Consider the following 9,197-nt stretch of genomic DNA (forward strand, 5'->3'; position numbering starts at 1 on the left):
GTCAGGCCGCCGTCGGTTCGTTGACGATGACGAGGCCGGGCAGAGTGCGCTTGCCAGCTTGGATGTCTTGGCGAGCCAGCACTAGCGCCGCCTCAACCATCGCCGGGAAGTTGGTCGTGTAGTAGTGGCGCAGCAGGGCGGTTTCACCCTTGATGGCGTCATCACCTTCGCCGACCGGCACGAAGCCCTTGATAACCCAGCGGTCGCGCAGGCTCAGCGCGCGGCCATAGCCGGTGGATTGCGGGCGGGCGTTCTCGGTGCGCGTGGCGACACGGTCCAGGCGCGAGGCTTCACGGATGGCGTCCTCGGCAACTTCCGCGGCGCCCAGGTCGCCGGTCTCGCGGGCCTCCTCGACGAGCGCGCGGGCGGCGTTGGCGGCTTCCTCGGCCTCGACACGAAGGCGCTCGACCTCGGCTAGGCGCTTGGTCTCAAGGGCGGCCAGCCACTTGGCCGACACCGCCTTGAGCGCCGGAATGGCCAGCTTGGTCTTGCCCTTCATCGCCTTGGTGTCGGCGATCAGGGGCGCGTACTTGGCCTGGACAGCGTTGGCGGCGTCGTCGTGCGGTTTCTTCTCCAGGGCGCGCGATGCGTCGGCGGCGGTCTCGGCCTCCTGCATCTTGCGCAGCAGTTCTTGGACCTTGTCGGCCTGCTCCTGGGTCTCGATGGCCGCGCCGTCGATCCAGTTCTTGGCCTCCAGGAACAGGTCCTCAATGTTCGCCTTGTGGGCGTCGAACGGCGAAACCTCCGGCTTGGACTCCTCCGGCGGATTGTTGGCGCCGATCGCGTGGCGTTCGTCCAGGGCGAGGGCGGTCATGCGAACGCCTCCTCGGCGGCCATTTCACGGGCCGGTTTGGCGTTGGGGTGCATCGGCAGAAGTGAGGCCCGGCGGTTCTTCCAGCAGCGGACGATGGCGTTGTAGACGTCGTCTTCCTGGATGCTGTCGAGAAGAGCCGTGTTCTTGGCCTTCCATTCGTCGCAAGCCTCGACAGTCTCGCACATGATGATGGCGGACTCTGCCGTCACCTGGATTGCCGGGCGCTCCGGCTGCTTAGGCTCGCGCGGCTGACGGGGGGTGATGTTGCGGGGCTGGCTGGGCGTGTCGTCGAAGCCGCCCTCCGGAACCTCCTCGGCAGGCGTTGTGGACAGGTTGCCGTCGATCAGCACCACCACGTGCGCGAAGGCAGATCGGCAAGCCCGGCTGATGGCTCGGGTTTGCACCATGGCGCGGCGAGCGTAGACGGGGCGCTTTGCCCACACAGCCTCGTCGTCGCCGATGAAGCCCTCGGCCCTGGCGATCTCCGCACCGTCCGACATGCGGCGGATGATGCCGACCGCGCTGAACCCACCCATGCCCTCGTCGTTGACACGGTGGACCTCGTCGGCGGACGCGGTGCAGCCGTGAGCGATGGCAATGGCCTGCCAGCCCTCGACGCGGACATACTTGCGTCCACCGATCTGTTGCGCGGTCTTCAGGACGATTTCGCGGCAAAGGCCGGCGGCGTCCGTCGAGGCGCGATAGACCTCGGCGTTGCTGGGTGACGTGGTGACCAGGGCGTTCATGCGACGCGCTCCGCTTGGGCCTTGGCGGCTTCCGCTTCGGCGTATTGCTCGTTGTTGATGGCGATCTGGGCGGCCATGGCGGCGACTTCCGCGGCTCGCGAGCCGTCGTCGGTGTCGGCCAGCTTGCGGTGGGCATTCAGCAGATAGCTGTGCGGCATGGTCGCGATCTCCATGGAGCCGCGCGAGCCTTGGTAGTGGGTGACTTGGTCGTTCATCGGTTGGTCTCCTTCAGCACCGCCAGCCGATCGGCAAAGCGGGCGCGAATTGCGGTGAAAACGGCGTCGGGCTGGGCGTCGATCAGGGCCGTGTGCTCCCGTCCCCAATCGGTCAGAGCCTTTGCTGTTGGGGCTAGGTCGATTGCCAGGGAGAGGAGGGCGGTCACGGTCTGATCTTCCTCGCTCACGCGGCCATGAAGTCTTCGGCCGGCAGCAGGCGCAGCCGTTCGGCGTCCAGGCGGGCGTTGCGCGCGGCCTCGACCTTCTTCTGGTCGGCCTGCTGGCGGATCACCTGACGCATCAGCTCGCGCCAGCGGCGTTGCTTGGCGGGCATACCGGCGGCGATCTCGACCGCGTCACCCTTCTTGGCGAGGGGCGCGAAACTGGCGCTGGCGGCGTGAAGGGCCTTGGCGTCGTTGGCGAGGGAGAGGGCCAGATCGGCAAGTTCGGTGTGAAGGTCGGTCATCGGGCGGACTCCCGGCCAGGGCCGCTTGCAGCGAGCGGGCCGAGGCTGTTGACGACGTCCATCTGGAGGACGGCTGCAGTCGTTGAGAGAAGGACCTCGTGTGCGGCGTCGAGCGCGGCCTGCACGGGGTGATTGGTCGGCAAGGCCAGCGAGGCCTGGCGGATGGCGCGGGCGATCTCGGCGGAGGTCATTGAGGCCGCTCCCCGTTCGCCAGGCATTCGGCGATGTAGGCCAGGGCCGATCGCGCGACCCGGTGAGCACCCTCCAGCACCTCTGGCGGGGTGACCGCGCGGGTCTGCTCGTAGGTGTAGCCATCGGGACGCTTGAAGCCGCCCATGGCCTCAATCACCCGTAGGGCCAGTTCGCGCTCATCAATCACACCGACCAGAGCGATTGCGCGCTTCTTGACGTCGGTGCTCACGTCCCACGCTCCCCATCTTGGCCAAGAGCCTTGGATGCGGGCTTGCGGGGTGTCGCCCAGCGGGGCATCCCGATTTGCTCGCACTCCGCGCGGGTCAGCGTGAACTCTAGCCCGTTCGCCAAGACGTAGTGCGCGCCCTGGCCGCCATTTCCGATGGCGGCTCCCGACACAACCGGAGAGCGCCTATTAGCGGTTTTGAAGCTGTCAGCCTTGCAGGCCATTAGGCCGCCCTCCGAAGATTGCTGCCGCCGTTCAGGGCCTCAGCGATCTCAGCAGCGATGGTGAGCGCGACGGCTGCGCAGCTCCGAGCGATGCCTGCGTCAAACAGGCGGCCCTCGACATGCATGCGGTCGTAGTCGGCCTCGTAGGCCGCCGCCGCGATCTCGTTGCGCTGTTGACGGGCCAGGGCTTCGTCAACCTGCATCACGGTCGGGAAGCGCTCGCCCTCAAGTCGCTCCACGACGTAGTGGCCGCAGACGGACAGGGCGAAGGGGTTGGCGCGGGTCATGACGCGCCTCCGGCCTGAATAGAGGTGAGGAGGGCGCGGGCGGTCCGCCGGGCGTTGTCGAGAGCGATCATGGCATCGGCTTGGCCAGCCGCGATCATGGCGTCATAGGTTGCCATGTCGCGGGTTGCGGCCAACTGCTCGCACGACCATTCCAGGCCCTGCACAGCCTCCACCAGAGCCGCGCGCTGGGCGATTAGCTCGGCTTGGTCGGCAAGGATGGCGTCGGCCTTGGCGAGGGCGATCCTCCGGACGTACTCAAGACAAGTCTCGTCACCCAGGCCGGGCAACTCCCCGAAGCTGTCGATCCAGGCGCTGTCCGCCAGCCGAGGCTCGATGATCCGCGCATACCACTCGCGAGCCGCCATGGGGGCGAGCGCAGCCGTCGCAGGGACGTCTAGACCATCCCGCGAGCCGCACGGTTGCTGGCCCGGGTCCTGGGAGACGTTAAAATCGGACATCTATTCCTCCTCCACAGGGGCTTGAGCTGGGTGAGTTGCAGCGGTGATGGCGGTTTGCCTGGCGCGCTCGTCGAAGCGCTCGGCGTCGGCTTCAGCCCGGCGGGCCGCGAAGAGCGCCTGCTTCCTGTTGTGGGTTCTGAACGGGAAGCGCTCGGCGAACTCGCGTTCGTGCTTGGCGTCGCGGCGGGCCCGCTCGGCCCGTTCTGTCCAGGCGACGGTCATCTCTCACTCCCCCTTCAAAGCGACTGAGACCGAAGCCTCAAGGGGGGAGAGAGCGGCCTCGACGGCGTCGTGCACGTCTTTGACGGCTTGGTTGTAGCTGCGGCCGAAGACCAGCATCGGGGCTAGGTCCAGGCGGAACATCACACGGACGCGAGCCAGGAGACCGAGAAGCTCATCATGCTCGGCGTTGGAGGCTTCTGCGGCGGCGATCCGGGCTTTTGCGTCCTGAAGATCGGTCGCAACCGAACGCCAGCGCTCGTGAGCGTTGCTGTCGCGGCGACGGACCCACGCCACGCAGGCGTCGATGTCGGCCACGTAGCGGTCGCCCTTGCGGACGAAGAACTCCGAGCCGCCGCACGTCAGGCCGGTCAGGGCCTTGGTCAGGGCTGCGTTCTCGGCGACGAGGGACTCAACGGTTTCGACAGCCATAACCTAGCCTCCCTTCGATTGGAGGGTTGAAGCCTCAAGGGGTTTGGCCCAGTCAGCCGACTTCACTCGCACCTCGCCGAGGTTGGCGAAGATGCCGCTACCAGCGAAAATCTCGCTGTCTGGGTGTTTGATGGCGTGGGGAACGAGCTCGGCGATCTCGTAAGGATCAAGCCCCTCGACGAAGGAGCCGTCAGCCTCATCTTCGCTCTCATCGTCGTATTCGAACTCGCCATAGCCAGCATCGGCCAGTTCTTCTGGCGACATGTCTTCGACTTCGATTTCGAGCTTCAGGATAAGGGTGCGCTTCACGACTTATCCCTCCTTCTGTTCTACGGGGGAGGGAGGGGCTTGCGACTGGAGGGCGGCGGGGTGATCCTTCTTGATGTTGGCGACGATCCAGCGACGCATCCGTTCCCAACGGGCGCGGGGCGTTTCCGTGTAAACGGCACCCTCATCGTTCTCCCACATGATCTCGCAGGCGAGGGCGTGGGGGACGCCGAAGAGGGCGGCGACGCGTTGGTGGTCTTCGACGTCAACCAAACCGAGGTCGGCACCGCGCGCTCGTCCGACGGCACCTAGCGTGCAAAACGACCCCTTGGAGGCCAAGTCGTTTGCGATAAGCTCGGGCGCGGGCAGCGCGTCCAGTGCTGCTAGGGCCTCGCGCAAGAACGCCTGGCCCCGCTTGCCGCGAAGAGCGCTTGTGACCGCTCCGCGCCACCGGATCGATGACCAGTTGTCGAAATCGCAGTCGCCGTCGTCGAGATAACCGGACCGGCTCATGCCGCCACCCGCTTGGCTTGAGCGACACGAGCCTTGCGGAACTCGTAGTAAACGCCGTCGTCAGCCAGCGGATGCTCGATGACCTCGACCGACGAGGGCAGGCCTTCCACGATGCGGCGGGCGTAACCGGTGGCGTCGAGGAACGGCAGGATCGGCTCGGACGACGGCACGAAGCGCGGGCACTTGCGGCCTAGGGCTTCACGGGCCGAGGCGCGGCTGGCGGTCTTGACCGGAGCCAGCATCGCTTGCGCGGCGGCTTCTAGATCGGAGGGGTGGGCTGCGGTGCGCACGGTGGCGGCTCCCTTAAGCGGCCACAGACGCGCGGAGGCGCTTGTGGTGTTCGCGGTGATGGGTGGGGCAGAGCCAGCGGACGTTGTAGGGCTGGCTGTAATCGTCGTGGTGGGCCTCGACCTCGATCGAGCCGCAGACTTCGCAAGGCCGCTTAGCTAGCCGCCCCTTGCAAATCGCCGTGCGCAAACGCGACCTCGCATTGACCTTCAAGCGGAAGGCGGGGTCGGTCTGATAGCGGACCTTGTTTCGCGTCTTCGCCGCTTGAGACATCCCAGAAGACATGCGGACGCCGTGTTGGCTCGGCTTGGTCGGGCCGCCTGATCGGCGCGTCAGGCCGCGAGCCTCCCGGCGATCGCGATAGGCAGCGGCCAGTACGTTCAGGCAGGCCCGGCAGGTGTAATGGTTTTTCCGCACCTGAAACGCCTTGGGCTCGAAAGGCTCCGAGCAAAGGCGGCAGGGCTTGGTTTGGATGGAGGGTTGCACGGGTCGTCCTCATCGGGTGTGAGGAGACTATGACAAAACCTCATATCGCGGTCAATGAGGAAATCGCACAACGACGAACGGGCGGCGCCCGAAGGCCCGCCCGCTATGTCAGTTTTGGCTTATCGACTAAGGAAATGGCCCTAGAGGCTTACTCTTCAAAGCCCAGAGTGGCTATGACGCGCCCCACGATCTCGACCGTGGCGTCTTCTGCTTCATAGGGTACGGGAGACTGGAAGCGCGGATCGCTGGACCTGGGCCACAGCTCAAGTTCGCCGCCGGGTAGCTGGGTCAATTCCTTCACGGTCATCTCATGAAGGCCGTCGCGGACGCGGCGAACAACGACGCGCTTTCCAATGGGCAGCGCTCCGCCCTGAAAAGGCCGCACTACAACAAAGCTTCCGTCGGGGTACATGAGGTTCATAGACGGGCCTGCGACCCGCAGGGCAAATACTTCACCATCAAATACGCGGTGATCTACCACCGGAATATCGAGATTTTCCATGTAGTCATTGGCGGTTTCGCGCCAAGCTCCCGCCTCGACAGTCCCTATAACAGGGATCATGCGCGCTGCCTCTGGCTGGGTGCCATGCGACAATACGCCACCCCTCTGGGTTGCGGCCAGGTAAGCTTTTATTTTCTCCGCCTCTTGCGCCTTGATTTGCCTTGTGCCGTTGGCAATCCGGTTCACCGAGGCCGGGTCGAGTTCCAGGAATCTTGCGAGCGCCGACTGCGACCGACCGGGCTTCTCAAGTTCCGCCTTGATCCATGATGCTTCCATGCGGTGCGTTTGCAGAAATGCCGGATAGAGCGCCATAGACAAGGCGTCACAGTCCGAGCTCATAGATCGGTTGACCTGACTATGAGGTTCCGTCATAGTCCCTTCCCATGGCAACAGCTTCCGAAATCATCAAGCGCTGCGGTGGCAATAAGGCCGTCGCCGATTGGCTTGGCCTCGACCGTTCCGGCGTTCAGCGCTGGGTCTATGATCCGCCGCGCGGCTGCGGCAATCGAGTGCCATCCCGCCAGTGGGCGCCGCTGATCCAGCAGGCCGCCAAGCACGGCGTTCATATCACCCTCGACGAGTTGATGCCGACCGACATGGCGAATGTCGCGCGGCGGCAGGCCAAGACGGCGCGGGCCGCGTAACCATGGCGCCGGGGGCTCATCATTTCCAATCGAATACCGGTGCGGGCCTCCCCCGTGCGCATCGGTGGCGCGCGTCGGCTGACAGCCCTCGTGTCGATGCGCGCCGATCATCTACGCCGATAGGGCGGCCGAGCCTGTTGGCACGCGCCGCCCTTCAGGGCTCCGAGCAGGGTTGCAGCCCTCTCGGAATGTTCGTCTGCAGTTTCCAGAAGTACCCGAGAGCTTGCCGGCTCTCGTCTCGCAACAATCCTGCAGGCCCCCGCAAGGCGGGCGTGTCGCAGGCACTCAATGAACTCGTCGCTGGCGGGTTCGAAATCCATCTTGATCCGTCGTCCCTGCCAGTAGCCGCCGCGTCCCGAGGTCACAAATGACAGGGACAGCCGTGCAACGCTTTGGAACAAACCGCAGACCTTTGCCGCATCTAGGCGAACGGGTCCGCTCCTTCCTCGCGCCCCTGGGGCTCACCGAGAAGGAACTGGCCATCAGGGCCAACATCGACGTTCGGACGGCCCGCAGCGCCAAGGAGGGGTCGTGCGGCCCCGCCACCTTCGATGCGCTCGCCGAGGCTTTCCAGTGGGAATTCATAGAAGCGGTCATGACGCCCGTCGTTGGCGCCGACCCGCTCACCGCCAGGGAGGCGCAGCTTGAGAAACATTTGGCCGAGGCCGCCGCCATCCAGGCGCGGCTTGAGCGCGAGCGCGCGGTTCGGGCTCGGCATCGCACTGGAATGCCTGACGCTTACCCGGCGAGCGCTCTTCGCGGCGTTCAGTTGGGTCGCGCGTCGGGAAGCCAAGATCAGTCGCCGTCTGAAGGAGCCTGACCCATGACGCCGATCGCCTCCTCCTGCGCTCCCGGCACCGCCGACAGCAGGCGGCTGGCATGGCGCCGTATCGGCCTCGGCATCATCAACCTCGCCGTTTGGACGGCGATCATCATGGGTGTTCGCTCATGCCTCTGACAATGATCCGCGACCTCTTCCGCCTGAAGTGGGTTCGCCCGCGCATCTCCACGCGCGAGGCCGCCAAGGTTCTCAGCCAGGCCGCCGCCGACATCCGCACCGCCCGTGAGCGCACGCACGACCGCCTGAAGGCTGAACGCGCAGCCGGGATGGTGTGCGGGAGGATGGCGCGATGATCAGTTTCACCGTCCCTGGCAAGCCACAGCCCTGGCGCCGCGCCCGCACCAACGGCAAGACGTTCTTCAAGGACGCCAAGACCAAGGCCAACCAGAACGCATGGGCCGGGGCCGCGAAGCTCGCCGGGGCCCGTCCGACGACGGCGCCGGTGTCCGTGGTCATCGTGGCCCGCTTCGGCATCGCGAAGGCCACCACCAAGCCCCGGCGCGCCGACATGCTTGCGGGACGAATCCGCCCGACTGCCCGGCCTGACGCCGACAACATCGTCAAGAACCTAGACGGCCTCAACGGCGTCGCATTCGCCGATGACGCCCAGGTCGTGAGCCTGACTGTGACGAAGGTGTTCGCAGACGTGCCCGGCGTGGACGTTTCCATCACCGAGGTCGGCGCATGAGCATCCCGGCCATGCCGCAGCGCGTGCGGGAGATCCTGGATCGGGTGGCGGAGGAGCATGGCACAACTACCGAGGCGTTGACCGGCCACAGCCATCGCAAAGGTCTCGCCGTGGCCCGTTACGAAGCCTACAGCCGGATCGTCGCACAGATCGTCATCAACAGACAGCCGCCCAGCCTGCCGCAAATCGGAGCCTGGGTGAACCGCGACCACACCACTGTCCTTTACGGCCTCCGGCGTCACGCCTCAGGCTTTGAATGGAACCAGCACGCCAAGACAGAGAAGGGCGTCGGCAAGCCCAAGGGCGAAATGTACAGCCGCATGAAGCTGGTCGCGATGATGAACCGCGAGCCGCTCCAGTGGGACAACGTTCGTCCCGTCTCGCCCGCCGTGCAGGCCGCCGTGCTCCAGCAGTTCGCGCTGCTTCAGGAGGGCGCGGCTTGAGCCTAAAGCCCGAAGTCCTCGACGCGCTACTCAAGGCCGGCGCCAGTGCCGAGATGATCGTGGCCGCCGTGAAGGCGGATGCGTCGCAAGAGGACGCGCGCCGTGCCGCCAAGCGGGAAGGGGACAGGCTTCGTCAGGCGAGGAAGAGGGCCAAAGTCACGGAGAGTCACGCCGAGTCACGCGTGACAGGACGTGACCACGGCGACACCCGCCCCCTCCCTTCTTCCCCCCAGACCCCCCAACTAC

23 protein-coding genes are annotated in these 9,197 nt (G+C 65.7%); 6 read left to right on the forward strand and 17 right to left on the reverse strand.

Annotated elements, in window-relative coordinates:
- Nucleotide 1 precedes the first annotated feature (1 nt).
- From AC1DYP_RS14330 to AC1DYP_RS14405, 16 genes are all read right to left on the reverse strand, one after another.
- Complete coding sequence (locus AC1DYP_RS14330; protein WP_477046881.1) at nucleotides 2–814, reverse strand: hypothetical protein; 813 nt, start codon at nucleotides 812–814, stop codon at nucleotides 2–4.
- Nucleotides 811–1,560 carry a hypothetical protein gene (locus AC1DYP_RS14335; protein ID WP_477046882.1) on the reverse strand — a complete coding sequence of 250 codons (750 nt, stop codon included), beginning with the start codon at nucleotides 1,558–1,560 and terminating at the stop codon, nucleotides 811–813. Before AC1DYP_RS14335 ends, AC1DYP_RS14330 begins: the two co-directional genes overlap by 4 nt.
- Nucleotides 1,557–1,775: a hypothetical protein gene (locus AC1DYP_RS14340; RefSeq protein WP_477046883.1), complete on the reverse strand. Its 219-nt coding sequence runs from the start codon at nucleotides 1,773–1,775 to the stop codon at nucleotides 1,557–1,559. Before AC1DYP_RS14340 ends, AC1DYP_RS14335 begins: the two co-directional genes overlap by 4 nt.
- Nucleotides 1,772–1,942 carry a hypothetical protein gene (locus tag AC1DYP_RS14345; protein ID WP_477046884.1) on the reverse strand — a complete coding sequence of 57 codons (171 nt, stop codon included), beginning with the start codon at nucleotides 1,940–1,942 and terminating at the stop codon, nucleotides 1,772–1,774. The genes AC1DYP_RS14340 and AC1DYP_RS14345 overlap by 4 nt, the downstream gene beginning before the upstream one ends.
- A 17-nt stretch (nucleotides 1,943–1,959) precedes the next feature.
- A complete protein-coding gene (locus AC1DYP_RS14350; RefSeq protein WP_477046885.1) occupies nucleotides 1,960–2,241 on the reverse strand; it encodes a hypothetical protein in 282 nt (93 codons plus the stop codon).
- On the reverse strand, nucleotides 2,238–2,432 hold the full coding sequence (locus AC1DYP_RS14355) for a hypothetical protein (RefSeq protein WP_477046886.1): 195 nt from the start codon (nucleotides 2,430–2,432) through the stop codon (nucleotides 2,238–2,240). The genes AC1DYP_RS14350 and AC1DYP_RS14355 overlap by 4 nt, the downstream gene beginning before the upstream one ends.
- The gene (locus AC1DYP_RS14360) at nucleotides 2,429–2,662 is read right to left on the reverse strand and encodes a hypothetical protein (RefSeq protein WP_477046887.1); all 234 of its coding nucleotides are present in this window, start codon (nucleotides 2,660–2,662) and stop codon (nucleotides 2,429–2,431) included. Before AC1DYP_RS14360 ends, AC1DYP_RS14355 begins: the two co-directional genes overlap by 4 nt.
- A 220-nt stretch (nucleotides 2,663–2,882) precedes the next feature.
- Nucleotides 2,883–3,170 carry a hypothetical protein gene (locus AC1DYP_RS14365; protein ID WP_477046888.1) on the reverse strand — a complete coding sequence of 96 codons (288 nt, stop codon included), beginning with the start codon at nucleotides 3,168–3,170 and terminating at the stop codon, nucleotides 2,883–2,885.
- A complete protein-coding gene (locus tag AC1DYP_RS14370) occupies nucleotides 3,167–3,628 on the reverse strand; it encodes a hypothetical protein (protein ID WP_477046889.1) in 462 nt (153 codons plus the stop codon). Before AC1DYP_RS14370 ends, AC1DYP_RS14365 begins: the two co-directional genes overlap by 4 nt.
- A complete protein-coding gene (locus tag AC1DYP_RS14375) occupies nucleotides 3,629–3,850 on the reverse strand; it encodes a hypothetical protein (RefSeq protein ID WP_477046890.1) in 222 nt (73 codons plus the stop codon).
- A 3-nt stretch (nucleotides 3,851–3,853) separates the two neighbouring features.
- Nucleotides 3,854–4,279 (reverse strand): hypothetical protein, encoded by a 426-nt coding sequence (locus tag AC1DYP_RS14380; RefSeq protein ID WP_477046891.1) that lies wholly within the window; start codon nucleotides 4,277–4,279, stop codon nucleotides 3,854–3,856.
- A gap of 3 nt (nucleotides 4,280–4,282) precedes the next feature.
- Nucleotides 4,283–4,588 (reverse strand): hypothetical protein, encoded by a 306-nt coding sequence (locus AC1DYP_RS14385; RefSeq protein WP_477046892.1) that lies wholly within the window; start codon nucleotides 4,586–4,588, stop codon nucleotides 4,283–4,285.
- Between the two features lie 3 nt (nucleotides 4,589–4,591).
- Complete coding sequence (locus tag AC1DYP_RS14390; protein WP_477046893.1) at nucleotides 4,592–5,059, reverse strand: hypothetical protein; 468 nt, start codon at nucleotides 5,057–5,059, stop codon at nucleotides 4,592–4,594.
- Nucleotides 5,056–5,349, reverse strand: a complete 294-nt coding sequence (locus tag AC1DYP_RS14395) for a hypothetical protein (protein ID WP_477046894.1) — start codon at nucleotides 5,347–5,349, stop codon at nucleotides 5,056–5,058. The genes AC1DYP_RS14390 and AC1DYP_RS14395 overlap by 4 nt, the downstream gene beginning before the upstream one ends.
- 13 nt (nucleotides 5,350–5,362) lie before the next feature.
- Entirely contained in the window at nucleotides 5,363–5,833 is a 471-nt protein-coding gene (locus AC1DYP_RS14400) for a hypothetical protein (RefSeq protein WP_477046895.1), read from the reverse strand.
- A 148-nt stretch (nucleotides 5,834–5,981) separates the two neighbouring features.
- Nucleotides 5,982–6,647 carry a LexA family protein gene (locus tag AC1DYP_RS14405; RefSeq protein WP_477046896.1) on the reverse strand — a complete coding sequence of 222 codons (666 nt, stop codon included), beginning with the start codon at nucleotides 6,645–6,647 and terminating at the stop codon, nucleotides 5,982–5,984.
- Between the two features lie 71 nt (nucleotides 6,648–6,718).
- On the opposite strand from AC1DYP_RS14405, the gene AC1DYP_RS14410 reads away from it, so the two are divergent.
- The gene (locus AC1DYP_RS14410; protein WP_477046897.1) at nucleotides 6,719–6,979 is read left to right on the forward strand and encodes a hypothetical protein; all 261 of its coding nucleotides are present in this window, start codon (nucleotides 6,719–6,721) and stop codon (nucleotides 6,977–6,979) included.
- A 421-nt stretch (nucleotides 6,980–7,400) separates the two neighbouring features.
- Here AC1DYP_RS14410 and AC1DYP_RS14415 read toward each other — a convergent pair whose 3' ends face one another.
- A complete protein-coding gene (locus AC1DYP_RS14415) occupies nucleotides 7,401–7,772 on the reverse strand; it encodes a hypothetical protein (protein ID WP_477046898.1) in 372 nt (123 codons plus the stop codon).
- 30 nt (nucleotides 7,773–7,802) lie between these two features.
- Here AC1DYP_RS14415 and AC1DYP_RS14420 point away from each other — a divergent pair, with 30 nt between their 5' ends.
- The 5 genes from AC1DYP_RS14420 to AC1DYP_RS14440 form a co-directional block, all read left to right on the forward strand.
- Nucleotides 7,803–7,937 carry a hypothetical protein gene (locus AC1DYP_RS14420; RefSeq protein WP_477046899.1) on the forward strand — a complete coding sequence of 45 codons (135 nt, stop codon included), beginning with the start codon at nucleotides 7,803–7,805 and terminating at the stop codon, nucleotides 7,935–7,937.
- On the forward strand, nucleotides 7,928–8,113 hold the full coding sequence (locus AC1DYP_RS14425; RefSeq protein ID WP_477046900.1) for a hypothetical protein: 186 nt from the start codon (nucleotides 7,928–7,930) through the stop codon (nucleotides 8,111–8,113). The genes AC1DYP_RS14420 and AC1DYP_RS14425 overlap by 10 nt, the downstream gene beginning before the upstream one ends.
- Nucleotides 8,110–8,508: a RusA family crossover junction endodeoxyribonuclease gene (locus tag AC1DYP_RS14430; protein WP_477046901.1), complete on the forward strand. Its 399-nt coding sequence runs from the start codon at nucleotides 8,110–8,112 to the stop codon at nucleotides 8,506–8,508. Before AC1DYP_RS14425 ends, AC1DYP_RS14430 begins: the two co-directional genes overlap by 4 nt.
- Nucleotides 8,505–8,951 carry a helix-turn-helix domain-containing protein gene (locus AC1DYP_RS14435; RefSeq protein ID WP_477046902.1) on the forward strand — a complete coding sequence of 149 codons (447 nt, stop codon included), beginning with the start codon at nucleotides 8,505–8,507 and terminating at the stop codon, nucleotides 8,949–8,951. The genes AC1DYP_RS14430 and AC1DYP_RS14435 overlap by 4 nt, the downstream gene beginning before the upstream one ends.
- Nucleotides 8,948–9,197, forward strand: a 250-nt coding sequence (locus tag AC1DYP_RS14440; protein WP_477046903.1) for a hypothetical protein, incomplete at its 3' end; no start/stop codon positions are given. The genes AC1DYP_RS14435 and AC1DYP_RS14440, both read left to right, overlap by 4 nt.

This window comes from Caulobacter sp. P1_D6 (genome assembly GCF_056406095.1).